The following is a 24,976-nucleotide window of genomic DNA, read 5'->3' as shown; positions in this document are numbered from 1 at the left end:
TTATGCGGAAGTGGATTGCGGCAGCAGGGCTTGCATACGTGCTGTACGGGCTGTTTTTTTATTGGTATTTTTTCCTGTCCGGTGATTCCGCAGTACCGGAGGCCGTGAAAGGGACGCAGGCTGATCCGGCTTCTTTCATGAAGCCGTCTGAATTGGCAGTGGCCGAGCAGTATTCGAATGTAAAGAATTTTCTATTTTTTATTGGGATTCCTCTTGATTGGTTTTTGTTCTTTGTATTGCTGGTCAGCGGCGCTTCAAAGAAAATCAAGGGATGGATGGAAGCGGCCTTGCCTTTTCGGTTTTTGCAGATCATTGGTTTTGTGTTTGTGCTTTCGCTGATCACAACTTTGGTGACACTGCCTTTAGATTGGATAGGCTATCAAGTATCGCTTGACTATAACATTTCTACACAGACAGCGGCCAGCTGGGCTAAGGATCTGGTCATAGACTTTTGGATCAGCTTTCCGATCTTTACGCTTTGCGTTCTCGTGTTTTATTGGCTGATCAAAAGGCATGAAAAAAAATGGTGGTTATACGCTTGGCTGTTAACTGTGCCGTTTTCGCTGTTTCTGTTTTTTATTCAGCCGGTCATTATCGATCCTTTATACAATGATTTTTATCCGCTGAAAAACAAAGAGCTTGAAAGCAAGATTTTAGAGCTGGCAGAAGAAGCCGATATTCCGGCTAATCATGTATATGAAGTGAACATGTCTGAAAAAACAAATGCGCTTAATGCCTATGTCACAGGAATTGGGGCCAACAAACGGATTGTATTGTGGGATACAACGCTGAACAAACTTGATGATTCAGAAATTCTCTTTATTATGGGCCACGAAATGGGCCATTATGTCATGAAGCACGTCTATATCGGACTGGCCGGCTATTTGCTCGTGTCGCTCGCTGGATTTTATGTCATTGATAAGCTTTACAAGCGGACGGTCCGCTTTACCCGCAGCATGTTTCATTTAGAGGGAAGGCATGACCTTGCAGCACTGCCGCTGTTATTGCTTTTGGTGTCCGTTTTGAGCTTTGCGGTCACGCCTTTTTCTAATGCCGTCTCGCGTTATCAAGAGAATAAGGCTGACCAGTATGGGATCGAGCTGACGGAAAACAGAGAAGCCGCTGTCAAAACGTTTCAGGATTTGGCCGTGACGGGACTGAGCCAGGTCAATCCTCCGGAGCTTGTTAAAATATTCAGAGGCAGCCATCCTTCGATTATGGAACGGATTCAACGAGCGGAAAAAGAAGAGAATGCGCCAGAACATCCTGCCTCAGAACAGGATGCTGACAAATAAAAAGAAGCAGGTATGGAGGAACCTGCTTCTTTTTTTCTATTATTGTGCAGCTGCTTGTACATTGATTAACCCTTTTCCATAGTAGAAAGAGCTTCCAAGGTATGTTGCAGTGCTTTCTAAACGATCACGGACTTGCGCGTTTGTCCAAGTCGGGTGCTTAGAAAGAATTAACGCTGCTGCTCCGGCAACGTGAGGAGTCGCCATTGACGTTCCGTTGTAAGCACCGTAAGTGCCTCCAGGAAGTGTGCTTTGGATGGACACGCCAGGAGCCATTACATCAAGCTCAGAACCTGCGCTTGAGAATGAAGCTCTTTGGTTGCTGCTGTTTACCGCACCTACCGCAATGGTAGAAGGATATTTTGCAGGGTAGCCGACTGTGCTTGTGCTGCCCGATGAACCTTCGTTTCCGGCAGCGGCAGCAACAACGATGCCGCTGGAAACGGCTTTATCAACTACTGTTTTCAGCGCTGTTGAACCAGAAGGTCCGCCAAGGCTCATGTTGATAACATCCATATTGTTGGAAATAGCCCACTCAATGCCGTTAATAATCCAGCTGTATTGGCCGCTTCCTGTTGAGTCAAGAACTTTTACTGCATATAACGATGCGTTTGGCGCTACGCCCAGAACACCGATTGTGTTATTAAGAGCGGCAATCGTACCGGCTACATGTGTGCCGTGAGAACTGCCGTCCTGATATGGGTTTGTTTCAGAAGGTACGAAGCTTGCTCCGCCTTTGACGTTTAAGTCAGGATGAGAAGAGTCAATTCCGCTGTCGATAACAGCTACTTTTACATTAGAACCTGTGTAGCCTTGAGAGTGAAGAGCCGGCGCTTTAATTTGAGAAATGCCGTAAGGAACAGATTGCGCATATTCATGTGCAATATGATCTTCTTCCACATATGCAACGCTCGGATCTTGTTTCAATTCTTTTACAGCTTTTTCATCCAATGTTGCTGTGGCTGCGTTAACATACTTAAACTGCTTTTGAACTTTTCCGCCTTTCTCAGAAATAACATCCTTTTTCTTGGCGGAACTCATGGCACTCATTGTCTGTTTGAATCCGACAATGTATTTCTTTTCTGTACTGCTTTTTCCGGCAGCCTGCGCAGACAAGTTGCTGAACGCCATCGTAAAGATTAACGTTAACGCAAACAACAAGCTGATCCACAATTTTTTGCTTCTCACTCTTTACCCTCTCCTTTTTAAAAAAAAGATTCAGAGTAGCCCCACTTAAGGGACTATTCTGTTAATTTATTGTAATAGATGGAATAATATTTTAGTAGACCCATTTTTTTGCGATGATTTTATCTCTATTTAGGTATATCATCTCTCGCTATTTCTGTAGAGACTCGAAATAACTAATTTTATACAGAAAAGAACGAAAATAGACATGAGTAAATGTTCATTATGCTGAAATGTCATGCTTTTTCAGGTTAAATGCTCCTGAGTCCCCGCAAATTCCTGTCGAAAAAAATCCTTCAAATGACCTGCATATGTTTCCGTGAGATCAATGGATATTATCGTGATATTTTTTCTATGTATGCTGATAAAAGTATTCTGAAAAATAAACTTTACAGAAAATTCTATTAAAGTTAAAATGAAACGATTATAGAGAGGGAGGAAGAAATGAGATGAACATTCGCCAAGCAAAGACATCAGATGCAGCAGCCATCGCGCCGTTATTTAACGAGTATCGGGAATTTTATAAGCAGGCGTCCGATCTGAAAGGGGCAGAGGCTTTTTTGAAAGCGCGTCTGGAAAATCACGAGTCTATTATTTTGATAGCTGAAGAAAATGGAGAATTCATAGGTTTTACCCAGCTCTATCCAACGTTTTCTTCTGTGTCAATGAAAAGAATCTACATATTAAATGACTTATTTGTCGCTCCTCATTCGCGAACAAAGGGAGCTGGCGGGCAGCTGCTGTCTGCCGCAAAGGATTATGCTGCGGAAAACGGGGCAAGTCGTTTATCGCTCCAGACTGAACACCACAACCTGACAGCAAGAAGCTTATATGAGCAAAACGGCTATGAAGAGGATACTGCATTTGTCCATTATCGTCTCAGTGTGCCAGCGAAGTGAAAATGGAAGCTTGATGATTTGGTTTTTTGAACGTTCTTCGGTTACGATAGAAACGAAAAGGAGTGTGCCGAATGTCAACGTTATTTCAAGCATTGCTGGCAGAAAAAAATGCCGATGATGTTTCAGTCAATGTAAAAACCATGTCAACAGAGGATTTGCCGAAAGATGGCGTCCTGATTAAAATTGCTTATTCCGGCATCAATTATAAAGATGGCCTGGCAGGAAAAGCAGGCGGAAATATCGTCAGAGAGTATCCGCTTATTTTAGGCATTGATGCTGCGGGTACGGTTGTCTCTTCCAATGATCCGCGTTTTGCCGAGGGAGATGAAGTGATTGCAACAAGTTATGAGCTCGGTGTCTCCCGCGATGGCGGATTAAGTGAATATGCTTCAGTGCCTGGTGACTGGCTGGTGCCTTTGCCAACAAATCTTACTTTAAAAGAAGCGATGGTGTACGGAACGGCTGGATTTACAGCGGCGTTATCGGTGCACCGGCTTGAACAGAACGGCCTGTCTCCGGAAAAAGGGAGCGTACTTGTCACAGGAGCAACCGGCGGTGTCGGCGGAATTGCTGTATCGATGCTGAACAAGCGGGGCTATGAAGTGGTGGCAAGCACCGGAAACCAGGAGGCGGCTGATTATTTGAAGCAGCTCGGTGCAAGCGAAGTGATCAGCAGGGAAGATGTCTATGACGGAACGCTTAAGGCGCTGTCCAAGCAGCAATGGCAGGGAGCGGTTGATCCAGTCGGCGGAAAACAGCTTGCCTCGCTTTTAAGCAAAATCCAATATGGCGGAGCTGTCGCGGTGAGCGGCTTAACGGGCGGGGGAGAGGTTCCTGCAACGGTGTATCCGTTTATTCTTCGCGGGGTCAGCCTGCTAGGAATCGACTCAGTGTACTGTCCGATGGATGTCAGAGCCGCTGTTTGGGAGCGCATGTCTTCCGATCTCAAGCCTGATCAGCTGCTGACAATCGTGGATAGGGAAGTACCATTGGCAGAAGCGCCGGCTGCGTTAAAAGATATTTTGCAAAATCGCATTCAAGGAAGAATCATTGTGAAGCTTTAACAGGCCCAGCTTGCAGAGAAAACTATGTTTTTCTGCAAGCTTTTGTATTTTCAAGAATATGTACAAGGTATTAAGCTGATGAACTGCTGTGTCCCCAAACAATCTGCCATTTGCCATTCTTGTTTTGCCGCTCGCGTGTGTAAGTAAATTCACCTTCAAAATGCGTTCCGATGCGCTGATCCAAAACATCAATGCTTGTTTAACAAAAATAAGGTCATCAGCCAGATGTTGATTCAATGCTTCCGTATCACTTGAAAGCATGTCCGTTTTTAACCATTCCTTTTCCTTTAAGAAACCTATTTGATTTTTATCCATACCATTTCCTCCTCTCTTCCTATTAGTTACAGTGAGATATGTTTTTCCTGTAAGCCGGACTTTCTCTTCTCATTTTAAAAATAATTAGTGATAATGATTCTCATTCCGTGTTATACTATCTCTTGGACATCTTACTCTTAGAAACTACATACAGGAGAGACTAAAGCGCATGAAGAAAACACTGATTATTCTTACAGTTTTACTTCTTTCTGTCTTAACGGCTGCCTGCTCGTCTTCAAGCGGCAATCAAAACAGCAAAGAAAATAAAGTGGCGGTAACACATGATTTAGGGAAGACAAATGTGCCTAAGCATCCGAAGCAGGTTGTTGTTCTTGAGCTGGGTTTTATCGACACGCTGCTTGATCTTGGCATTACACCTGTCGGGGTTGCCGATGATAATAAAGCGAAGCAGCTGATCAACAAGGATGTGCTGAAGAAAATTGACGGCTACACATCTGTCGGCACCCGCTCACAGCCAAGCATGGAAAAAATCGCTTCATTAAAACCCGATTTAATTATTGCTGACACGACCCGGCATAAAAAGGTATACGATCAGCTCAAAAAAATCGCACCGACGATTGCGCTTGATAATTTAAACGCGGATTATCAGGATACAATTGACGCTTCACTTACGATTGCAAAAGCAGTCGGCAAGGAGCAGGAAATGGAGAAAAAGCTGACGGCGCATGAAGAAAAGCTTAATGAGACAAAGCGAAAAATCAGTGCTAACAGTGCGTCCGTGCTTTTAATTGGAAATACAAACGATACGATTATGGCCAGAGATGAAAATTTCTTTACATCAAGACTTTTAACACAGGTTGGCTATCAATATGCAATCAGCACGTCAGATAACAGCGAATCAGGCAATGGCGGCGACTCAGTGAACATGAAAATGACACTTGAGCAGCTGCTGAAAACAGATCCGGATGTGATCATCCTGATGACAGGCAAAACAGATGACATCGATGCGGACGGCAAACGCCCGATCGAAAAGAATGTGCTGTGGAAGAAGCTGAAGGCAGTAAAAAACGGACATGTGTACCACGTGGACCGCGCAGTATGGTCTCTGCGCCGCAGTGTCGACGGGGCGAATGCTATTTTGGATGAGCTTCAGCAAGAGATGCCAGCTGAGAAGAAATAAAAGAAAAGACAGGCGAATGCCTGTCTTTTTCTTATTTGATAAAGCCGGATAAGTGGCTGTTGATATTATAGTCTTTAATTCGCCATTTCTCTTCTGCAAATTCAATGTTACTGAGGCAGGCGTTGACAAGGCGAGTGCTTTGTAGCTCTGGGTCACCGCCGGAAATTTCCGTCAGCAGTGCGTGAATCGCTGCGCCGTGCGCGACGATCAGCACCTTTTGGTTTGGATACGCCTGATTCACTTTTACCAAACCGCCCATCAGCCTGTCAGTGAGCTCTTCCAGCGTTTCCATATTCGGATAGTTTTTATCCGGATATCGCTTTGTCCGTTCTTCCAGTTGCATGCCCTCCGCATCGCCGTAATCGCGTTCCTTAAAGTCATCCATTTCGACAATTGGAAGATGCAGATATTCATTAATGATTTCCGCGGTTCTTTTCGCTCTTTTCAGCGGGCTCGTTACAATGACATCCCAAGAAAAATCCTTTACGTATTCTCCGGTTTCTCTCGCTTGGCGTTCACCTGTCGCGTTCAGCGGGATATCGGTTTTGCCTTGGCATTTTTGCTGCAGGTTCCAATCGGTTTCTCCATGTCTTACTAAGCAAACGGCTGTCATAAAATCCCCTTCCTGACTTTGGTCATATCGCTATTATACTAAATCAGCATCCTATGAAAAAGCCTATGCCATAATTTCAAATAATAAAGCCAGCCCGATTCCGCCGCCGCTTCCGATAGCAGCAACGGCATATTGACAGTCTGTCCGTCTTTGCGCTTCATAAAACAATCTAGTTACCAGAGCTGCCCCTGATGCGCCGTACGGATGGCCGAGAGCTAACGCGCCGCCGCGCACATTGATTTTTGAAAAGGGGATGCCGAGTTCTTGAGAGCAGACACAAATTTTGACGGCAAAGGCTTCATTGATTTCATATAAATCGATATCATCAGGTGTTAAATTGTGTGTGATTAAGAGATTACGGATCGCATCAACCGGTGCAGCGGGCGGATAGTTTGGGTGAATCCCGCTGACGGCGCTGCCGATAAACCGGAGCACTGGCTTAAGCCCTAGGGCTGCCGCTTTTTCTTCTTCCATTACAAGGAGAGCGGCCGCTCCGTCTGATATGCCGCTGCTGTTGGCTGCTGTAACCGTTCCGGAGCTGGTGTCGAAAACCGGCTTTGCACGGGGAATCATTGCTTCTATCGGCCGCTTTTTCAGAAATGCTTCGTCCGTTTCCAATTCCCCGAGAGGAACAATTTCTTCAAGGTAATATCCGCCATCATGCGCGCTTCTGCTGCGTTGATGGCTGAGAAGCGCATATTCATCCTGCTTTTTTCTGCTGATGGAATAGCGTGCTGCCGTATATTCTGCTGCTATGCCCATGTCAGGATCACCGATCGCATCTGGAGAAAACCGGGCCCGCTCTGAAAAGGGCGATTGGCTGCTGCTTTCTGAGCCACCCGCGATATACATCGTGCCGGCTCCCGCTTGAATGAGACTGCAGGCATAGCGTACAGCTTCAAGGCCGGAGCCGCACTGTCTGTCAATCGTCATCCCGGGAACCGATAAAGGCAGTCCGGCTTGCAGAGCTGACAGCCTGGCGAGATTGCCGCCTCTGCCGGTCGCGTTTCCGAGAATCACCTCGTTGATTTGATTCTCTAGCTTTCGGCTGAGACAGCTGATGATAGGAGCCGCCAAATCCTCCGGGAGAAAGTGGTTCAGCAGCCCGTTTTGTTTTCCAAAGATCGTTCGTTTTGCATCAACAATAACCGCATTCAAGTTACACTGCACCCTCTTCTAGCCATTTCCTCACGCTGGAACGGGCGATTTTTCCGCTGCTCGTTTCCGGCAAGCAGTCTGTAAACACCCATTTTTTCGGGATTTTGTAGGATGCCAGTTTCTGTTTGCACAAAGCTTTCAGCTTTCTGGCATCAGTGTTTCCGTGAATGACAGCTACAGCGATTTCTCCCCAATACTCGTCAGGGATTCCAACGACTGCTGCGTTTTCAACCTCTGGACAGGAGAGAAGCACACGTTCAACCTCTTCTGGGAAAATATTTAATCCTCCGTACACGATCATCCCGTTTTCTCTTCCTGATATGTATAGAAAGCCATCCTCATCGACACAGCCCATATCATCCACTGTCATCCAGCCGGATTCATCTGGTGCGCTGCCGTTGACATAGCCGGAAAACCGCATCGGGCTTTTGACAAATATTTTCCCGATTTCTCCGGGCTGACAGCGTTCTCCCGCAGCGCTGCGGATTTCAATCTGGACGTTGTGAAAAGGGCGGCCGGCTGAATGCGGCTTCCGTTTGCTATCTTCCGGTGAGGAATATGTCACAAAGCTAAGCTCTGATGTGCCGTAAAAATCGTATAGCTTGAGATGAGGCCATTTTGCGGCCAGCTTTTTCTTAGATTCTGCCGGCCAGTCTGCACCCGATGAAATGATTTTGACAGGACTGTCGGGAAAACCCTCAATCCGGGCAATGGCGTCTGTCATCGTCGGTACGGTATAGAGAACGCTGACTGATTCATGGCTCAGCCATTCCTTCGTTTGAGCAGGGGAGAACTTTTTCAGTAAACAAACGGTTCCTCCTAGAAACAAGGTGCTGACAGCCCCATATAGGAAGTGAGAGGACATTAACGTCCCGGGAATCAGAACCTTATCATCTGATGAAATCGAAAAATCTGTTTCCGTACACGTAAAGCTCTCCATCCATGAGCGGTGAGATCGCGTGAAGGCCTTCGGTTTTCCTGTCGAGCCCGACGTAAATCCCATATAAAAAGGGTGCTCCGGATCAATGGTAGGCACGGGATCAGCGGATGCCTCAGAAATATCTGCCATACAGTTATCAAGCAAAACAACAGGTGTCTGGCTATCTGTCAGTTTGTTTTTGAAAAAGGCTAAAGTAACCACAAGATCCGCATTGCTTATGGACAGCCGCTCCTTGCATTCAGCCGCGCTCCAGCGTGTGTCGATGGGAACAGCCGTGCATCCCGCCGCTGCAGCTCCGGCAAACAGCTGTAAAAACGCCAGGCTGTTCGGGAGCAGAATCGCCACACGCTTCGGCATGCTCGGCAGCGACCGCAGCCAATTTGCGGTTTGAGAGACAAGACGAGCCCAATCCTGGTACGTGATTTGCTCCGATTCAGTATGGATCGCCACACGCCCGGGCGATTTTTCGGCAATAGATGAATAGGTATGAGTAATTGTCATAAAATCAGCCTCCTTTCGTAAATATCGTATCAGAAAGAGACAAGGCTTGGGTGATTTTAATGGCCAGAAACGCAGATACCGCTGCTTTTATCAAATCACCAGGCACATATGCAAGGCTCATGAAGGCGGCCTGTGACAAATCAATATGCATGATAAAAGCTTGTACTGGTATACCGAGCAGATAAATAAAGATGATGCCGAATACAATATGAGTGAAAAAGAGACGCAATACAGTCACCTTTCGCAGTCTGGAAATAGCTAAACTGATCAGCCATGAGGCGAAGGGATAAGCGATCAAAAAGCCCGCGCTCGGCCCGAAAAAAACGCCAAACCCGCCTCGTCCGCCGGGCAAAAGCGGCGCTCCGAAGGCAACGAGCAGCAAAAAGACAAGCTGGCTTAAGAAAGCAGACTTAGGCTTGAGGATGCTGCCTGCCAGCATCACACCAAGCGTTTGTAATGTAATCGGAACGGGTGTAAAAGATAAGAAGAGAGGGGGCATAAAGCCAAGCACTGCCATTAGTGCGGTAAAAATGGCAATATGCATCATGTCTATTAATCTCAGCATGTGAAATCCTCCAAACAGTAATAAAATATGGTTATACAATAAATGCAGACAATTAGTATGTCAACTTAATTTTAATTTTAGTTAACATAATAAACGTGAAAAAACCGGCTGCATGGCAGGCCGGTTTTTGATGTTTATTCTTCTGTCAGAATGACAAGCGAATCAACAGATGCTGCCACGTGAGAAACGGCGCGGCTGACTTCCTGAAGCCCTCCAAGAAAGGCCTGCAAATCGACGTCGATTTTGCCTGATTGCTCTTTGCTGATTTTCATGCTGTGGACGATTTCATCGAATAAGCGGTTAATTTGTGTCATTTTTTCTTTGCTCTCGCTGACTAGCCCATTCACGTCTTTGATATGCTTTGAGACGATGTTGATTTGTGTATTCGTATTGTTCACAAGCTCAGACACGGTAGAGACGGTTTTTTTCGTGTCCTCAGAAAGCTTACGCACTTCGTTTGCCACTACGGCGAAGCCTTTGCCGTGTTCGCCGGCGCGAGCAGATTCAATAGAAGCATTGAGCGAGAGGAGGTTTGTTTGTTCAGCAATGCCTGTGACGATACCGAAGATTTTTTCAATTTGCTGTGCGATTTCATCCAGCTTGACCATTTCCTTTTCGATTTGGACAAGGCTTGTGTCAATTTTGTTCATCTGTTTTTGCTGGATTTCAAGCTCTTTTTTCCCGCCGATAGACTTTTCTTCAACAGTACTGGATGTCACTGTGCCGGCTTTGGATGCTTCGGAAATGCCTTCAGATTTGTCCACAAGCTCTTGAACAGATCTGCTCGTTTCTGAAAACAGATTGGCAATCGACCCGGAGGTTTCTTGAATTTTCTGATGAAGAAGGTTTTTCTTTTCCTCTTGTTCATCGCGGGTTTGGTTGTACTCGCTTTGAAACGCTTCAAGGACAAGCTGCTGTTCTAAGTTCAAGATTTTAGTTGTCGCTTTAATAGCTTTCAGCAGTTCTTGGTGATCTGTAATAGATGTCTCGTAAATGTCAATCATGGACAGAAGCAATTCTTGAAACGCGCCCATGTACCATTTTGGCAGGAGGCCGATTCTTAAATGAATGGAGGCGATTTTGTTTCGCTTTTCAATGAATTCATCATCGATAACGCCTGCAAACATTTCCTGAATATGCCGTTTTAACGTTTGTTTTAAGCGGTCAACTGAGCTGTGGTCATTAATGATATCCATCAATGAGCTTTCGTGGTCAAGGTTTTTATAAAACGCATCGACGATGTATACGATGTTTTCTTGAATTAATGGCTGAAGCTGCTCTAAAACGTAGAGCTCGCCATCTCCTAATCTGACCATTTTGAGCTGTTTTTTGACATCTGCATGTTTGTTTGTGAGCTGAATGCGGTTTTTTTGCTGTCCGTTTGAATCAGAAAAATAAGCTGTTTCTTGTTTTCTATCTTTTTTAAATAACAATACAGTGATCCCCCTTGGGAAAAATATAATTTTTACTTTTTGGCTTTTTAAGCCTTTTTCTTTTTTATCGGTCAAGGGGAACATGAATGAAGCTGCAGATGAAAAATATTTATAAAAACCGTTCATTAAAATGAACGGTTTAATCAAGGTCTATTTGTTTTAATGGTTTGATGGCTGGGCCCTCCACAACTTCTCCGGTTGGCTTAAAGCGTGACCCATGGCACGGGCAATCCCACGTATGCTCGCCGTCGTTCCACTCGACCTCGCAGCCTAAATGGGTGCACGTCGTATCGACGAGATGTAGGCAGCCTGTTTCATCTCTGAATGCTCCCGCACGTCTGCCGTTAATGGTGACGGCTTTTCCTTCACCCGGCGCGATCTCTTCAAATTCGACTTCAGGCTTTTCAAGCTTGCCTTTAATGAAATGCTTGGCGACATCGGCATTGTAAGAAATCACTTTCTGCAGTCCGGGGTTCAGATGGAAACGGGACGGCGTGAAAATGCTTTCGTATGGATTGTCTTTTTTCTCCACAAGGTCTGACAATAGAGCGGCCGCGACAGCTGATGACGTCATGCCCCATTTTTTAAATCCGGTCGCTACAAGAATATTGTCCTCATTTTCCGACATAGGCCCGATAAACGGAATTTTGTCAATTGTCACAAGGTCTTGGGTGGACCAATAATATGGGATGCTTTCGATGCCGATGGTGTTTTCAGCCATTTGTCTCAGTGTTTCGTAATGTGTCGACATGTCTTTTCCTTGGCCGGTTTTATGGCTTACTCCGCTGAAGAGAATCAGCTTTTCTCCGTTTACAATGGTATAGCGGAGCGCCACTGACGGCTGATCGATACTCAAATACATGCCCTCGGGATATTCGATCTTTGGCTTGATGGCGAGGACATAGGATCTGTCAGAGTACATTCTTGCCGAATACAATCCGCCTCCGTCATAAAAAGGGAAGTGGGAACAGCATATGATAAAGCGGCTCTTAATGGCGTGCCGGCTTTTGGTTACCACTTCAGGCCTTTCTCCTTTTTTGATATCAAGCGCGACGGTCTCTTCATAAATCCGTCCGCCTTTTTGAACAATCTGCTCCAGAAGCGCTTTTAAGTATTGAAGCGGGTGAAATTGGGCTTGATTTTTCATGACAAGCGCCAGCTTAGAACCTAAGGGAATCGGAAGATCCTTGATAAGGTCTCTTTCAATTCCAAGCTTTGTATATGCCTCATGCTCAGTGCGGATTTTTTGCACAGCGTTTTCATTTGCTGTGTACAGATATGCATCTTGTTCGATCCATTCACAATCAATTTGATGTTCATCGACAATTTCTTTTATGTAATCAACTGCGTTTTGATTTGCTTCATAATAAAGCCTCGCGTGGTTCAATCCGAAATTGCGGATAAATTCATCGTATATCATGTCATGCTGTGCGGTAATTTTAGCAGTTGTATGGGCAGTGGTGCCGTTGAGAACCTGATTTGCTTCAATCAATACGACACGGAAGCCTCTCTTCGTGAGTTCATACGCCGTTGTGATTCCCGTAATTCCGCCTCCGATAATGGTGACGTCACATTCAGTATCCTCTTGAAGTGCCGGAAAAGAAGGCAGGTCAGTCGATGTTTTCCAGTATGTTTCGGGTGCTTCCTTTGCAAAATATGGATTAGCCAAGCCATTATACCTCCAATCAGATTTATTCTTAATTTTTCCATATTCTATCTTTTCATACATAGGAAGCAGGCATTGTTCATAACATAGTAGGGTTGAAAAGGAGTGATTTCATTGGCGAATCAAAAAAAGAAAACATTGCCGCCTCAGCATCAGAACCAGCAGCCGGGCTTTGAATATCTCATGGATCCCCGTCCGGTTTTTGATAAGCCGAAGAAAGCGAAAAAATTAGAGGGCAAAACCGCTATTATTACTGGAGGAGACAGCGGGATCGGACGTGCTGTATCGGTGTTATTCGCAAAAGAAGGGGCTAATGTGGTCATTGTATATTTGAATGAGCATCAGGACGCCGAGGAAACAAAGCAGTATGTAGAAAAGGAAGGGGTAAAATGCCTGCTGATTGCAGGAGATGTCGGAGATGAAGCGTTTTGCAATAATGTGGTCATGCAGGCAAGCCAAGCATTTCCGTCGATTGATATATTGGTTAACAATGCAGCTGAGCAGCATGTCCAGCCCGGCATTGAAAAAATCACAAGCCACCAGCTGATCAGAACTTTTCAAACGAACATTTTCTCCATGTTTTACTTAACAAAGGCGGTGCTGCCTCATTTAAAAAAGGGAAGCTCTATCATTAATACCGCTTCAATTACCGCCTATAAAGGGAATAAAACGCTGATCGATTACTCAGCGACAAAAGGAGCGATCGTTACGTTTACAAGATCACTTTCCCAGTCGCTTGTTCAGCAGGGCATACGGGTCAATGCAGTAGCGCCGGGCCCCATTTGGACACCGCTTATCCCGGCCAGCTTTGCCGCAAAGGATGTGGAAGTGTTTGGGTCAGATGTGCCGATGGAACGCCCGGGACAGCCGGTGGAAGTGGCGCCAAGCTATTTATACCTTGCCAGTGACGATTCCACATATGTCACAGGACAGACGATTCACGTTAATGGCGGAACAATTGTAAATGGGTAATAAAAAGCCAATCCTTGAGGATTGGCTTATTCGCTCTGCTTGAGCGCTGCATATTCTTTAGAGAGCGTAAGAAACGCATCTTTATCTTTTTCGTCCAAGGCTTTGTTGATTTGGTCCGTCAGCATGGCAAGCCGACGCTTATACAAGGATTCATCGAGCACCATTTGAATGTAGACATCCGTCATTGTGACATCAAATTCTTTTGTTTTTTGCGTGTTGCGGGACTTCATGAGCTCAGTGTACGATTTTTTCTCTTTCATAAAGAATCCCCCCAATGCCTTTTTTATAGTATATGGATATAAGTCGAAAAAATCAATAAATTTTTATAATTTTTAGACAACTAATACTTGGCAATCTATCGACATATCCTGCAAAATGCCGTAAACCGGAAGATCATAAGAAGGTAAAATCGGTTTATTACTAGTTATTTAGTACCAATAAGTATCATTAAAAGATGATTTTAGCTTATTTGTTAAAAAAACCTGTCGTTTTATAAAAACAGATGATAGATTATTAGTATAAATTTTGCAGAAAAAGGATGGAGGCCATAATATGAGTCAGAAAACTGACGCACCTTTAGAATCGTATGAAGTAAACAACGCAACAATTGCCGTGCTGCCAGAAGAAATCGACGGCAAAATCTATTCCAAAATTATTGAAAAAGACTGCGTGTTTTACGTCAGCATGAAGCCGCTGCAAATTGTCGATAGAAGCTGCCGGTTTTTCGGATCAAGCTATGCGGGAAGAAAAGCGGGAACTTATGAAGTGACAAAAATTTCACACAAACCGCCGATCATGGTGGACCCTTCGAACCAAATCTTTTTATTCCCTACACTTTCTTCGACAAGACCCCAATGCGGCTGGATTTCCCATGTGCATGTGAAAGAATTCAAACCGACTGAATTCGACGATACGGAAGTGACGTTTTCGAACGGCAAAACGATGGAGCTGCCGATCTCCTGCAATTCGTTCGAAAACCAGGTTTACCGGACAGCATGGCTCAGAACCAAATTCCAGGACAGAATCGAACACCGCGTGCCGAAAAGGCAGGAATTTATGCTGTACCCGAAGGAAGAGCGGACGAAGATGATTTATGATTTTATTTTGCGTGAGCTCGGGGAGCGGTATTAGAAAATAGAAAGGAGCTGACCGAACAGGGCAGCTCCTTCTCCTGCTTTAGGCCGTCGGAATTCCGCCGGTGATGCCGTATACCTGGGATGTCACATAGCTTGAATTCTCTGAAGCTAAAAATACATAAACATCTGCCAATTCTGCTGGCTGTCCAGCGCGGTTTAGCGGTGATGGCGGCGTGCCTTGGCCGAATTTCGGGATGTTTTCCGTCGGCTGTCCGCCGGAAATCTGCAGCGGCGTCCAAATTGGCCCAGGTGCAACTGAATTCACTCTGATGCCTTTGGAAGCCAGCTGTTTTCCCAGTCCGACGGTAAAGCCGATAATGGCGTTTTTCGTTGCTGCGTAATCTAACAGCATCGGGCTTGGATTATAGCCTTCTACTGAGGTGGTGGTAATAATCGACGCGCCTTCCGGCAACAACGGAAGAGCCGCTTTTACAACCCAATAAAGGGAAAAGACGTTCACTTCAAATGTTTTATAGATTTGTTCAGTAGGCAGATCTTCAATGTTTTCGACCGCTTGCTGTTTGCCGGCAACCAGCGCCAACACATCCAGTCCGCCGAGTTCCTGATGCGCCTGTTTGACTAGGTCCTGGCAAAAGGGTTCGTCGCTTAAGTCTCCGGGGATCAGCACTGCTTTTCGCCCTTCTGCTTCTATCAGTTCCTTCACTTCTTCAGCATCAGGCTGTTCCGCAGGCAAGTAGTTAATGGCTACATCGGCGCCTTCCCGGGCGTAAGCAATCGCGGCAGCGCGGCCGATACCGGAATCGCCGCCGGTGACAAGCGCTTTTCGGCCGGTGAGTTTACCCGATCCTTTGTAGCTTTTTTCTCCGCAATCCGGCACCGGCTTCATGTTCTGCTGCAGGCCGGGCGGTTCTTGATATTGTTCAGGAAATTCATCATGAAAAAATGCTGTTAAAGGATTGCTAAGATTTGAATCAGACATCGTCAACGCTCCTTTTCTGTTTGGTGTACATTCGTATGTGTACCCCTGAGCATATGGAGAGAAACATGTTTTGGCAGTTTGAACGCTGAAAGACAAGGAAAAACCAGCCCTTCTTCCATATTTATCTTGTAAAATAGGACTGGATGAATTATGATAAAATCCAGCTATAAAACAACTAAATATTGGATAAGAGGGGAGTATATCGTCATGAAAAAAGCGGCTACGGTCTTGCTGTCACTCGGTCTCGTTTTCGGTTTTTCATACGGGGTAGACCATGTGGCGGAAGCCAAAACAAAGGTGAAGGTCTATAAGAACTGCAAGGAGTTAAATAAAGTATACAAAGGCGGGGTGGCCCGCACGTCGAAGGTGAAAAACAAAGGCGGAAAAACGAAGTACAAGCCTTACGTCTCCAAGGCTCTTTATGATGCCAATAAAAAGAAAGACCGCGATAAAGATTATATCGCCTGTGAACGCTAAACAAGAAAAAGCAATCTGATGTCCAGATTGCTTTTTTTATGCTTATGCCGCCTGATCGGCCGCAGCGCTTTTTGCTTTTCTTGTCATAAGGCTGATTGCCATCATGACCGTAATGTTCAAAAGCAAGGCGACTATGCCGACATTTAAATCTTTTGCGGCTTGCGGCAGCGCCGGAAATAAAGTGCCGATTGTTGTTTCTGTCAATGTAATATAAGAAACGGCTCCGACACCTGTAATAATGCCTGCGAATGCTCCCTGCTTCGTTACTATATGATGCTTGAACAGGCTGAACAGAAGGGCCGGGAATAATTGTGTAACCAGGCTGTAGCCCATCAATAGCAGCGTAACGATGGTATTCCCGCCTTTAAAGGTAAAGTACACCGAAATCAGCGCGAACACCGGCACTAAAAACTTAGCAAGCGCCGATACTTGCTGATCTGTCGTGCGGGGAGCGAACACTTTGTACACATTTTTTGCAAACAGCGTGGAGGCTGACATTAAGATCATAGATCCCGGCACAAGCGCCGTCAGCAGTCCGGCAGTGCCGACGATCCCGACAAACCAAGGGTCAAATGTTTGCAGTGACAGTCTCAAAAGTGACAGATCTCCATCTGCGCCTTTCAAACCTGGAACTTGCAGGATAGCCGCAAAGCCGACGAAAAGGACGAAGAGCAGAACCAGCTGGTATAAAGGCATGATAATGGCGTTTTTGCGAAAGACTTTTGGGTTTTCGGCTGAATACGAAGCGGAAAACGTATGAGGCCACATGTAAAAACCAAGCGCTGTCAAGAGCACGGTTGAACTGAACCACGCTGCACTTTGTCCCGTATCGGGAAGCGTAAGAAAGCCCGGTTTTGCCGTTTCAATCTGCTGAAACATGTCTTGAAATCCGCCGTAGTAATGAATCGGCAAATACACACCTAAAAACAGAACGACAACCAAAATCATGATGTCTTTCACAACCGATATCCAGGCAGACCCGTGAATGCCGGATACCATAACGTAAACCGTGATGGAAATGGCGCCGATCCAGATGGCGGCGGCCGGAGAAATTTTGCCGTACGATGTTTCCGATACAATCAGCCCGAGGCCTTTCAGCTGCAGCACAAGATACGGAATGAGCGCTGCGATGCCCACCAGTGAAACGAGCACGCCAAGCAGCGGACTGTTATATTTTTTGGTGAAAAAATCAGACTGCGACATCAGCTTATGATGTTTTGCGTACGTCCAAACTGCCGGAAGTAGCCAATAAGAAAGGATATAGGCCAGACAGCCGTACGCGATGATGTAAAAGGCCGGTCCGCCTTTCCCGTAGGCCCAGCCGCTTCCGCCGAGAAACGTAAAGGTGGTATAAATTTCGCCTGCCATCAATAAGAAGACAAACACGGTTCCGAAGCCGCGGCCTCCGACCGTCCACTGCTCAAGGTTCATGTCTTTTCCTTTTTGGGCGCGTATACCGAGAAAAATGCTCAAGAGCAGGACGCCAAAAATGATCATGAGAGCTGCGTTCATTCTGCTCCCTCCTTTTTATTTTCGTTGTCGAGGACATACACAAGCGCCATCAACGCAGAGGTTAAAAGAGCCCACAGCACGATATAAGCAAGAATAAACGGCATGCCGAACACATAGGGAGTCACTTTATTTGCAAAAGGGATGCCGAGTAAAATTCCGATAAAGGGCAAAGCGGCGAGAACGTGAATCAGTTTCATAAAATCCTCCTTCGATTTAGGGTGGGGTTGTGCTGCGCACTGAAAATGATGTCGCAGATATGGCAGCACATGTCATTTTTTGGGGTGAAAAGGCTGTGGTTCGAATTATAAATAAATTTATTTTGTTTGTATAGTGTGAATTATCTGATATTTATTGTTGGAATCGCCCGAAGAGGGGAGCGGGCAGTCTTGGAAGAGCGCAGAATGATCCAAAAGACTCATGGCCTGTCAGGGGCAAATAGATAGAACGTTAATAATTCGCTGACCTGCTCCCGGATTCGAGGATTAAAATAGCGGTGCTTTTCTTCATAACCATCGATCACAAATACATAAAGCGTAAAGGCCTCATCGCGTTCCGCCTCGTGGATCGCAATTTTTCTTTTCCTCAGTTCTTTTCTGACTTCAATCAAATCCTTTTGTGCTATTTTTAATGATTCGCTGATAAGCTGTTTATAAGGATGCTTCAATTTTAATGTGCTTTGCTCAATTCCGGCGAGATCACGATTAAAAATTGTAATTGCCATGGGCAAAAAGAGAGCCCGTTCAATTAATTCGTATATTTCCTCCTGCAAATTCGGCATTGCTGACTCCTTCTTTCCAACGGGAACGTTTGTTCTATATGTATTCTATATCGGCTGGGGAAATGTTTCAAGACAGAAAAAATCACCAAAACTTTTTAGTTTTTTGCTGATAATGTGTAGAATAAGGATAGACAAACCCGGTAAGGAGTATAAATGTTGGAGCATTTTTTATCCTATTTTACACAAGAACATTTAACTGAATTATTTCAAAGCTATAGGGCTTTCGGTCCGCTCATAGCTGTGCTGCTGCCTTTAGTTGAAGCATTTCTCCCTTTTTTGCCGCTGATCGTGTTTGTGGTGGCGAATACGAATTCGTTTGGCCTGTGGGAAGGATTCATCTTGTCTTGGGCGGGATCAACTGCTGGATCTATTCTCGTATTTTTGATTGTCCGTCAATACGGACAGAGAAGATTGCTTGGATTTATCCGCAGTCATCCGTCGGTCAGAAAGCTGATGTTATGGGTGGAAAGGCACGGCTTCGGCCCTGTGTTTCTTCTGCTTTGTTTTCCGTTTACACCGTCAGCCGCGGTGAATGTTGTTGCCGGTTTGTCAAGGATCGGAACGCGGCCGTTTATTTTGGCGGCTGCCTCGGGAAAGCTTGTCATGATTTTTATGATCAGCTTCATCGGATATGATCTGCACGCGCTGATCACACAGCCGATTCGAACGGTCATCGCCGTATTGGTGATCGCTGTCTTATGGTATGTCGGCAAAAAGGTGGAGCGGTACCTGCATGTGAGAGCTAGTCAGCGTGAGCATGATGGAGGGAGACAGTAACATGAAAAAACGGTTTTGGTTTCTTGCCGGTGTAGTGTCCGTCGTTCTCGCCATTCAGGTTAAAAATGCCGTCTTTATTGATTATAAAGTGGAAGGCGTCAGCATGAACCCGACCTTTCAGGAAGGGAACGAACTGTTGGTCAATAAATTTTCGCATCGATTTAAAACCATCCATCGTTTTGATATTGTCCTTTTTAAAGGCCCTGATCAAAAAGTGCTGATTAAGCGGGTAATCGGCTTGCCAGGTGAATCGATCAAATATAAAGATGATCAGCTGTATGTGAACGGAAAGCAGGTTGCTGAACCATTTTTGAAGCATTTGAAATCAGTTTCCGCCGGAAGCCATGTAACAGGTGATTTTACGTTGAAAGATGTGACAGGAACAAGCAAGGTGCCGAAAGGTCAATATTTTGTCGTTGGAGATAATCGCATATACAGCTTCGACAGCCGGCACTTTGGTCCAATTAGAGAAAAAAATATAGTCGGTGTGATTTCCGATGCTGAACAAAAAGACGCCAATTGAAGCGGCGTCTTTTTTTGTGCTGGTTTGGAAAAATGTGTTGAAGAAAAAATTGTAAGGAGTTATAATCATAATTGTTACGTGTGTAACAAAAAAATATTTTATTTTTGGTTTTTCTTTTATTTTTAGTGGTTTTCATTAGTTTTATATGAAACAAAAGGAGTGATTTAGATGAATGTTGAAGCAGTGATTATAGGGGGAGGGCCGGTCGGATTTATGCTGGCTTCCGAGCTTGCGATGGCTGGAGTGAAAACATGTGTGATTGAGCGGCTTGAAAAGCCTGTTCCGCATTCCAAGGCGCTGACGCTGCATCCCCGCACGCTGGAGCTTCTTGAGATGAGAGGGCTGCTGGAACGTTTCGTATCCAAGGGAACCAAGATACCTTCCGGACACTTTTCGATGCTGGATACCCGTCTTGATTTTTCAGGCTTGGATACGGGCTGTCCTTACACGCTTTTGCTTCCGCAGGCCAAAACAGAGCAGCTGCTTGAGGAACATGCACGAAGCTTGGGGGCAGAGGTGTTTCGCGGGGCAGAGGTGCTGGCGGTTACGCAAAACGAAGCAGAGGCGCAAACGATTTTCAAGGATCGGGACGGCAGTGTGCGGACGATCACAAGCATGTTTGCCGTTGGTGCCGATGGAGCAGGAAGTACTGTCCGGAAACAGGCTCGAATTGAGTTTCCGGGAACAGACAGCACCATTACAGCAGCGCTTGGAGATGTGGCGCTCCTTTCTCCGCCGCCGTCAGGCGTGCTGTCCCTTTGCACAAAAGAGGGGGGTGTCATGATCGTGCCGCTTTCTCCGGACCGATACCGTGTAGTCGTGATCAGCCCTTATCGCACGCAGACGCCGAAAGATGTGCCTGTCACTGAGGAGGAGCTAAAAACTGATCTCATACGAATTTGCGGGACTGACTTCGGTTTAACCGAGCCTTCCTGGATGTCACGGTTCGGGAACGCCGCACGCCAAGCGAAGCGGTACCGCAACGGCAGAATCTTCCTTGCAGGGGATGCGGCGCATATTCATTTTCCAGCGGGCGGCCAAGGGCTGAATGTCGGCCTTCAGGATGCGATGAATCTTGGATGGAAGCTGGCGGCGGCCGTCAAGGGCGCTGCGCCTTCATGGCTTTTAGACAGCTATCATGAGGAGCGGCACCCGGCTGCAGAAGGGCTCCTGAGGAACACGGAGGCGCAGACAAAACTGATTGATTTCACTCAAGCAGGCCTCCATTTGCGGAGTATGATGTCGGAGCTGCTTGCCTATCCTGAAGTGAATCGATATGTAGCGGGGCAAATTTCTGCGCTCGATGTCAGGTATGAAGCTGATCCAGATATGCCGCCGCATCGCTTGAACGGGTCAAGGCTCCCTGATATGGAGCTGATTCTTTCCGACGGCAGTTCGGAACGGCTGTACAGCTGTCTCCAAAATGGGACATTCGTTTTGCTGTCATTGATGCAAGAAGCTGATGAGCATAGCCGATTGAAAGGCTTGTGTACGGTAACCGCCTCGCTTGCAGAACCGAATGAAGAGTTAAGGGACGTGCATACAATATTAATTCGCCCTGACGGACATGTTGCCTGGGCCGTGGATGCATCGGCGCCTGATTGTGCCGAGTTGATTCAAAAAGGGATTAGCCGCTGGCTTTCCGTCACCAGCCGGGTGTAAGGTAATTCGATTGTTTCATCTGTAACAAAACGGTATGATAGAAGAATCAATCGAATGAAAAAGGATGGAAAACCCGATGAACACAGATCATACGAAACGCAATCTTTTTGAATTGTATGCGGAGCTCATTCATCAGCAGGAGAAATGGGAGGGGCTCATTAAAGCCTTTTTGGCTGACGAATTGAAGAAGCTTGATGCCGAGCACGGGAGTAAATCTCAATTGTCGATGACAGAAATTCATGTTCTATCCTGTGTCGGGGACAATGAACCAATCAATGTCACGTCTATAGCAGAAAAAATGAATACGACAAAAGCGACTGTATCGCGCATCAGCACAAAATTGCTCGGCGCAGGTTTCCTTCATAGAACTCAGCTCAGCGATAACAAAAAGGAGGTCTACTTCCGACTGACGCCGGCTGGGAAAAAACTTCACAATTTGCATAAATATTATCATCAGAAGGTCGAACAGCGTTTTCTGTCATTTTTTGACCGGTATACAGAGGAAGAGATTCTTTTTGCGGAACAGCTGTTTCGGGATTTGGTGACAAAATGGTATCCGTCGTCAGAAGAAATGGAAGATGGTCTTCACAACGTTTTTAAATAAAAAACACGCACTGAGGTGCGTGTTTTTTACGTTTCTTCTTTCTTTTTCAGGATGGTAAGGTAAATCAGATTTCCTCCGGCTAAAATCGTAAGCGGCAGTCCAGGGGAGCCGGATGTCACCACATTATAAATCAGCCAGATTCCTAAGCATATTCCATAATATAAGTGCATTGTTTTCTCGGGATTGTCGCGCAGCAAAAGAGTCACTCCTTCCCCATCTGCTGTAAGTGTACCATGGGAGGATTGTTTTTCCAATTAGGCATTGCTGCCGCTGATCGAGCTTTCTTTGTCTTTTTTTTCACCATGAAGATGGTGAAGCAGACGATAAAACGGCGGCAACAGGGCAATGACAAGGATGACGCGTATGACCTGAACCGCGACGACAAAGGTGGAATCGGCATGCAAGGTAACAGATGTCGTCGCCATTTCTGCAATGCCGCCGGGGGCAAATGCCAGAACAGAAGTGATGAGCGAGATGCCTGTCAGCTTGGAAACGATCAAGGCGCTCAAAAACATAGCCGCGATTAAACCGACGGATGAGACAAAACCGACGATGATAACACGGGTGACGCCGGAAAACATGCTTTTATACATCTTAGAGCCGATCGTAGCCCCGAGAAATACTTGCGATACGTGGTTAGCTTGTGACGGCCACCAAGCCATCATGTCGTGTCCCGTCACCGCAGCTCCGCCAACGTGGACAAGTGCCACACCGAGCATACTGCCGAGCAGCCATGGAGCCGGGAACTTTAAACGTTTCGCAGCTTTACAAGCTCCCCAGGCAGCGAGAATAAGAACGGCGGTCCACAGAACGGGAGCAAGCCTAAAATCTGCCGTTGCTGAGGAAAGCGTTTCTGCTGCGGCACTTGCGGAAGAATCTTGTTTTGTATAGATCAGGATGACCAAAAATGGAATGGATAGCACCACGAGCAGCACCCGCATCATTTGAACGAGGCTGACAATGGCGGTATTGGCGCCGACCTCTTGCGCGATGCTCGGCATGGCGGACAGTCCGCCGGGAGCTGTACCGACAAAGCTTGTCATCATATCCGTTTTGCTGAAACGCCAAAGCACATATCCTGACAGCAAGGCCAGCAGTATAGACAATATCAGCATAACGCCGACTGAAAACCAATGGTCTTTAAGGACAGAGAGAACGGATAAGTTCAGCTTTTGGCCCAATTCGATGCCGAGGATCATCTGTCCGAGGGCGAGCCATCGGCGGCTAATTCCTTTTTGGTCTGGCGCCATCATGAGCCATGCCGGACGTATCATGGCGAGGCAGCAGGCGACAATCAGCGTTCCGATCATCCATCCAATCGACATTCCGGTTAATGAAAGAATAAACCCCCCGGCTGCACTGATTGCGATAAACCATAGATCTTTGAGGAGATTTTCGTCTTTCTTCAATGTAAAACCCTTCTTCCTTTTCACGTAACACTCCAATTGTTCACGTAGTGAATGTATTATTACTATAGTATATTTTCATTGATAAAGAAATTATGAATTATTTTCTATTAACCATTCATTTTTCTTATGACCTTGTGTTCGAGTCTTTCTATTGTGTAAGTCAGGCATAAACCTGTTGCAAGCAGACACGCGGCAAGGGAGTAAAAAATCACTTCTCCGCCAAACGATGTCAGGATCAGCCCTCCTGCCAGGGGCCCGATTGAGCGGGAGATATCCCAATGCAGGCCGTATACCGCATAAAACCGGCCGAGCAGATGGGGCGGTGCCAATTTCGAAATGAAGGTCTGGATGTGAGTTAATCCGATGCTTTCGCCAACCGTCATCACCGCTGCCGTCACTAAAAGCATTGTCAGGGAGGCTGAGCATGCAAAGCCGGCAGCCGCAAGGGAGTAGCAGATGTAAGTAATGAAAAGGATTGTTTTCATTGAAAGCTTTTCTGTCCCTTTTACAAGAGGAACTTGGAGAACAAAGCTGAATAAAGCTTTTGCCGCCGAGTAGATCGTCAGTATTGACAGATAATCAGAAAACATGTTTTTGCTGAAGAGCCTGTATGTTGTTTCTGTTTGCGCGTATAACATGCTGATGGGGAGAGAAAGCAGCAACAGAAGCAGTACAGGCCTGTATATCGTAAAGCTTGCGGACATTTCCGGTGTAACAGCTGGCTTTAGCGGCTTTGTTTCTGGCAGTTTCAGTGCAGCGATCAGAAAGTAGGTAAACAATGCCGCGGCATCTAAAGCGAATATCCACACGGGATTATAATTGTAGAGCAGCATTCCCACTAGCGGCCCTGCCGTCAGGCCCGCCGAATAGATCGCATTGATGACCGCAAACACTTCCGAACGTTTGCTTTCCGGCGTACTTTCGGCAATTTGGGCGCGGGAAGCAGGTATGTACAACGATCTCCCGATGCCATTCATGACGTAGAGAATGGCGAAAAAATACGCATGCTCGGCAAACACAAACCCCGTCATAGCCCCTGATTGCAGAAGCAATGCGATCAGAATCGCTGTGCGCCGCCCGAGCTGGTCCGTCACCCGTCCCGCAACGAGCGTCAAGCAAATATCAGCAAATGGCTGAAGACTGATGATAAGCATCGGAATCATGACACTGCCGTTTAATTGTTCATGCAGATACAGCACCATGAAAGGACCCATCATTGCACCTGTCAGGCTTGTCAGCATTTCTCCGAAAAAGCGGAGCCAAACTGGAGCGGTGTATCTCGATTTTATAGATTGAAAGCTGGTCAACATGTGATCGCCGCCTTTCGCTGTTTGATATAGTAGTAGTGTATAGAAAAGGCGGCGGCCCAAAAAGTGAAGAAAAGAAGAGAAAAAGATTCCCCTTTTGTCGGGAG

27 protein-coding genes and 1 pseudogene are annotated in these 24,976 nt (G+C 46.1%); 11 read left to right on the top strand and 17 right to left on the bottom strand.

From position 1 onward, the window contains the following. Positions 1-2 precede the first annotated feature (2 nt). Entirely contained in the window at positions 3-1,295 is a 1,293-nt protein-coding gene (locus KHQ79_RS14865; protein ID WP_003239460.1) for a M48 family metallopeptidase, read from the top strand. Positions 1,296-1,334: 39 nt separating this feature from the next. On the opposite strand, the gene aprE is transcribed toward KHQ79_RS14865, so the two are convergent. Next, entirely contained in the window at positions 1,335-2,480 is a 1,146-nt protein-coding gene (gene aprE / locus KHQ79_RS14860) for a subtilisin AprE (protein WP_225515825.1), read from the bottom strand. Between the two features lie 446 nt (positions 2,481-2,926). On the opposite strand from aprE, the gene KHQ79_RS14855 reads away from it, so the two are divergent. After that, positions 2,927-3,376 (top strand): GNAT family N-acetyltransferase, encoded by a 450-nt coding sequence (locus KHQ79_RS14855; protein WP_225515823.1) that lies wholly within the window; start codon positions 2,927-2,929, stop codon positions 3,374-3,376. A 71-nt stretch (positions 3,377-3,447) separates the two neighbouring features. Then, positions 3,448-4,440, top strand: a complete 993-nt coding sequence (locus KHQ79_RS14850; protein ID WP_003239455.1) for an NADPH:quinone oxidoreductase family protein — start codon at positions 3,448-3,450, stop codon at positions 4,438-4,440. Here KHQ79_RS14850 and KHQ79_RS14845 read toward each other — a convergent pair. Continuing rightward, entirely contained in the window at positions 4,387-4,755 is a 369-nt protein-coding gene (locus KHQ79_RS14845) for a hypothetical protein (protein WP_225515821.1), read from the bottom strand. The two genes, KHQ79_RS14850 and KHQ79_RS14845, sit on opposite strands and share 54 nt — an antisense overlap. Positions 4,756-4,924: 169 nt before the next feature. On the opposite strand from KHQ79_RS14845, the gene KHQ79_RS14840 reads away from it, so the two are divergent. Beyond that, entirely contained in the window at positions 4,925-5,896 is a 972-nt protein-coding gene (locus KHQ79_RS14840) for an ABC transporter substrate-binding protein (RefSeq protein WP_003239454.1), read from the top strand. A 31-nt stretch (positions 5,897-5,927) separates the two neighbouring features. Here the strand turns inward: KHQ79_RS14840 and phoE are convergent, their stop codons facing one another. From phoE to KHQ79_RS14810, 7 genes and pseudogenes are all read right to left on the bottom strand, one after another. Next, on the bottom strand, positions 5,928-6,509 hold the full coding sequence (phoE, locus tag KHQ79_RS14835; protein ID WP_003239453.1) for a phosphatase PhoE: 582 nt from the start codon (positions 6,507-6,509) through the stop codon (positions 5,928-5,930). Positions 6,510-6,572: 63 nt separating this feature from the next. After that, complete coding sequence (locus KHQ79_RS14830) at positions 6,573-7,667, bottom strand: acetyl-CoA C-acyltransferase (RefSeq protein WP_225515819.1); 1,095 nt, start codon at positions 7,665-7,667, stop codon at positions 6,573-6,575. Between the two features lies 1 nt (position 7,668). After that, a complete protein-coding gene (locus KHQ79_RS14825) occupies positions 7,669-9,108 on the bottom strand; it encodes an acyl-CoA synthetase (RefSeq protein ID WP_225515817.1) in 1,440 nt (479 codons plus the stop codon). 4 nt (positions 9,109-9,112) lie between these two features. Further along, positions 9,113-9,673: a biotin transporter BioY gene (locus KHQ79_RS14820; RefSeq protein ID WP_003239449.1), complete on the bottom strand. Its 561-nt coding sequence runs from the start codon at positions 9,671-9,673 to the stop codon at positions 9,113-9,115. 134 nt (positions 9,674-9,807) lie between these two features. Beyond that, positions 9,808-10,323, bottom strand: a complete 516-nt coding sequence (locus tag KHQ79_RS22415) for a methyl-accepting chemotaxis protein (RefSeq protein ID WP_373695039.1) — start codon at positions 10,321-10,323, stop codon at positions 9,808-9,810. Positions 10,324-10,563: 240 nt separating this feature from the next. Beyond that, positions 10,564-11,190: pseudogene (locus KHQ79_RS22410) on the bottom strand (protoglobin domain-containing protein); the annotation flags it as partial. A gap of 55 nt (positions 11,191-11,245) precedes the next feature. Further along, entirely contained in the window at positions 11,246-12,775 is a 1,530-nt protein-coding gene (locus KHQ79_RS14810) for an FAD-dependent oxidoreductase (RefSeq protein ID WP_225515815.1), read from the bottom strand. A gap of 111 nt (positions 12,776-12,886) precedes the next feature. Between KHQ79_RS14810 and KHQ79_RS14805 the strand changes: the two genes are divergently transcribed. Beyond that, entirely contained in the window at positions 12,887-13,744 is an 858-nt protein-coding gene (locus KHQ79_RS14805; protein ID WP_003239442.1) for an SDR family oxidoreductase, read from the top strand. Positions 13,745-13,770: 26 nt separating this feature from the next. On the opposite strand, the gene KHQ79_RS14800 is transcribed toward KHQ79_RS14805, so the two are convergent. Further along, positions 13,771-14,004: an IDEAL domain-containing protein gene (locus KHQ79_RS14800; RefSeq protein WP_003239440.1), complete on the bottom strand. Its 234-nt coding sequence runs from the start codon at positions 14,002-14,004 to the stop codon at positions 13,771-13,773. Between the two features lie 292 nt (positions 14,005-14,296). Between KHQ79_RS14800 and comK the strand changes: the two genes are divergently transcribed. After that, entirely contained in the window at positions 14,297-14,875 is a 579-nt protein-coding gene (gene comK / locus KHQ79_RS14795) for a competence transcription factor ComK (protein WP_060398318.1), read from the top strand. A gap of 45 nt (positions 14,876-14,920) precedes the next feature. Here the strand turns inward: comK and KHQ79_RS14790 are convergent, their stop codons facing one another. Then, positions 14,921-15,820, bottom strand: a complete 900-nt coding sequence (locus tag KHQ79_RS14790; RefSeq protein WP_060398319.1) for an SDR family oxidoreductase — start codon at positions 15,818-15,820, stop codon at positions 14,921-14,923. A 207-nt stretch (positions 15,821-16,027) separates the two neighbouring features. On the opposite strand from KHQ79_RS14790, the gene KHQ79_RS14785 reads away from it, so the two are divergent. Then, positions 16,028-16,297: an excalibur calcium-binding domain-containing protein gene (locus KHQ79_RS14785; protein ID WP_225515813.1), complete on the top strand. Its 270-nt coding sequence runs from the start codon at positions 16,028-16,030 to the stop codon at positions 16,295-16,297. A 42-nt stretch (positions 16,298-16,339) separates the two neighbouring features. On the opposite strand, the gene KHQ79_RS14780 is transcribed toward KHQ79_RS14785, so the two are convergent. From KHQ79_RS14780 to KHQ79_RS14770, 3 genes are all read right to left on the bottom strand, one after another. Then, positions 16,340-17,809 (bottom strand): sodium:solute symporter family protein, encoded by a 1,470-nt coding sequence (locus tag KHQ79_RS14780; RefSeq protein WP_225515811.1) that lies wholly within the window; start codon positions 17,807-17,809, stop codon positions 16,340-16,342. Then, a complete protein-coding gene (locus KHQ79_RS14775) occupies positions 17,806-18,006 on the bottom strand; it encodes a DUF3311 domain-containing protein (RefSeq protein WP_019257983.1) in 201 nt (66 codons plus the stop codon). The genes KHQ79_RS14780 and KHQ79_RS14775 overlap by 4 nt, the downstream gene beginning before the upstream one ends. 218 nt (positions 18,007-18,224) lie before the next feature. Then, positions 18,225-18,587: a YhjD family protein gene (locus KHQ79_RS14770; RefSeq protein WP_003239431.1), complete on the bottom strand. Its 363-nt coding sequence runs from the start codon at positions 18,585-18,587 to the stop codon at positions 18,225-18,227. A gap of 153 nt (positions 18,588-18,740) precedes the next feature. On the opposite strand from KHQ79_RS14770, the gene KHQ79_RS14765 reads away from it, so the two are divergent. The 4 genes from KHQ79_RS14765 to KHQ79_RS14750 all read left to right on the top strand — a co-directional run bounded on the left by KHQ79_RS14765 (position 18,741) and on the right by KHQ79_RS14750 (position 22,153). Continuing rightward, positions 18,741-19,364 carry a TVP38/TMEM64 family protein gene (locus KHQ79_RS14765; protein WP_003239430.1) on the top strand — a complete coding sequence of 208 codons (624 nt, stop codon included), beginning with the start codon at positions 18,741-18,743 and terminating at the stop codon, positions 19,362-19,364. A gap of 1 nt (position 19,365) precedes the next feature. Beyond that, the gene (gene lepB, locus KHQ79_RS14760) at positions 19,366-19,887 is read left to right on the top strand and encodes a signal peptidase I (protein WP_003239429.1); all 522 of its coding nucleotides are present in this window, start codon (positions 19,366-19,368) and stop codon (positions 19,885-19,887) included. A gap of 168 nt (positions 19,888-20,055) precedes the next feature. Beyond that, positions 20,056-21,549: a monooxygenase gene (locus KHQ79_RS14755; protein WP_225515809.1), complete on the top strand. Its 1,494-nt coding sequence runs from the start codon at positions 20,056-20,058 to the stop codon at positions 21,547-21,549. Positions 21,550-21,625: 76 nt separating this feature from the next. Beyond that, positions 21,626-22,153 (top strand): MarR family transcriptional regulator, encoded by a 528-nt coding sequence (locus KHQ79_RS14750; protein ID WP_225515807.1) that lies wholly within the window; start codon positions 21,626-21,628, stop codon positions 22,151-22,153. 26 nt (positions 22,154-22,179) lie between these two features. Here the strand turns inward: KHQ79_RS14750 and KHQ79_RS14745 are convergent, their stop codons facing one another. The 3 genes from KHQ79_RS14745 to KHQ79_RS14735 form a co-directional block, all read right to left on the bottom strand. After that, positions 22,180-22,350 (bottom strand): hypothetical protein, encoded by a 171-nt coding sequence (locus KHQ79_RS14745; RefSeq protein ID WP_003239424.1) that lies wholly within the window; start codon positions 22,348-22,350, stop codon positions 22,180-22,182. A gap of 57 nt (positions 22,351-22,407) precedes the next feature. Then, complete coding sequence (locus KHQ79_RS14740; protein WP_060398323.1) at positions 22,408-23,562, bottom strand: AbrB family transcriptional regulator; 1,155 nt, start codon at positions 23,560-23,562, stop codon at positions 22,408-22,410. A gap of 107 nt (positions 23,563-23,669) precedes the next feature. Continuing rightward, positions 23,670-24,872 (bottom strand): MDR family MFS transporter, encoded by a 1,203-nt coding sequence (locus KHQ79_RS14735; protein WP_119913641.1) that lies wholly within the window; start codon positions 24,870-24,872, stop codon positions 23,670-23,672. Positions 24,873-24,976 lie beyond the last annotated feature (104 nt).

The sequence above is a fragment of the Bacillus sp. TSO22 genome, from assembly GCF_020223595.1.
In the GTDB taxonomy this organism is placed as follows: Bacteria; Bacillota; Bacilli; order Bacillales; family Bacillaceae; genus Bacillus; species Bacillus inaquosorum.
This window is presented reverse-complemented; position numbering and strand designations above follow the sequence as displayed.

Coding starts and splice junctions, on each gene's coding strand:
- KHQ79_RS14850 (WP_003239455.1), top strand. CDS start 3,448: ATGTCAACGTTATTTCAAGCATTGCTGGCAGAAAAAAATGCCGATGAT.
- KHQ79_RS14855 (WP_225515823.1), top strand. CDS start 2,927: ATGAACATTCGCCAAGCAAAGACATCAGATGCAGCAGCCATCGCGCCG.
- KHQ79_RS14735 (WP_119913641.1), bottom strand. CDS start 24,872: ATGTTGACCAGCTTTCAATCTATAAAATCGAGATACACCGCTCCAGTT.
- KHQ79_RS14820 (WP_003239449.1), bottom strand. CDS start 9,673: ATGCTGAGATTAATAGACATGATGCATATTGCCATTTTTACCGCACTA.
- KHQ79_RS14750 (WP_225515807.1), top strand. CDS start 21,626: ATGAACACAGATCATACGAAACGCAATCTTTTTGAATTGTATGCGGAG.
- KHQ79_RS14790 (WP_060398319.1), bottom strand. CDS start 15,820: ATGTCTGATTCAAATCTTAGCAATCCTTTAACAGCATTTTTTCATGAT.
- KHQ79_RS14825 (WP_225515817.1), bottom strand. CDS start 9,108: ATGACAATTACTCATACCTATTCATCTATTGCCGAAAAATCGCCCGGG.
- KHQ79_RS14800 (WP_003239440.1), bottom strand. CDS start 14,004: ATGAAAGAGAAAAAATCGTACACTGAGCTCATGAAGTCCCGCAACACG.
- KHQ79_RS14780 (WP_225515811.1), bottom strand. CDS start 17,809: ATGAACGCAGCTCTCATGATCATTTTTGGCGTCCTGCTCTTGAGCATT.
- KHQ79_RS14845 (WP_225515821.1), bottom strand. CDS start 4,755: ATGGATAAAAATCAAATAGGTTTCTTAAAGGAAAAGGAATGGTTAAAA.
- KHQ79_RS14765 (WP_003239430.1), top strand. CDS start 18,741: ATGTTGGAGCATTTTTTATCCTATTTTACACAAGAACATTTAACTGAA.
- KHQ79_RS14785 (WP_225515813.1), top strand. CDS start 16,028: ATGAAAAAAGCGGCTACGGTCTTGCTGTCACTCGGTCTCGTTTTCGGT.
- KHQ79_RS14770 (WP_003239431.1), bottom strand. CDS start 18,587: ATGCCGAATTTGCAGGAGGAAATATACGAATTAATTGAACGGGCTCTC.
- KHQ79_RS22415 (WP_373695039.1), bottom strand. CDS start 10,323: ATGAACAAAATTGACACAAGCCTTGTCCAAATCGAAAAGGAAATGGTC.
- KHQ79_RS14775 (WP_019257983.1), bottom strand. CDS start 18,006: ATGAAACTGATTCACGTTCTCGCCGCTTTGCCCTTTATCGGAATTTTA.
- comK (WP_060398318.1), top strand. CDS start 14,297: ATGAGTCAGAAAACTGACGCACCTTTAGAATCGTATGAAGTAAACAAC.
- KHQ79_RS14865 (WP_003239460.1), top strand. CDS start 3: ATGCGGAAGTGGATTGCGGCAGCAGGGCTTGCATACGTGCTGTACGGG.
- lepB (WP_003239429.1), top strand. CDS start 19,366: ATGAAAAAACGGTTTTGGTTTCTTGCCGGTGTAGTGTCCGTCGTTCTC.
- phoE (WP_003239453.1), bottom strand. CDS start 6,509: ATGACAGCCGTTTGCTTAGTAAGACATGGAGAAACCGATTGGAACCTG.
- KHQ79_RS14840 (WP_003239454.1), top strand. CDS start 4,925: ATGAAGAAAACACTGATTATTCTTACAGTTTTACTTCTTTCTGTCTTA.
- KHQ79_RS14755 (WP_225515809.1), top strand. CDS start 20,056: ATGAATGTTGAAGCAGTGATTATAGGGGGAGGGCCGGTCGGATTTATG.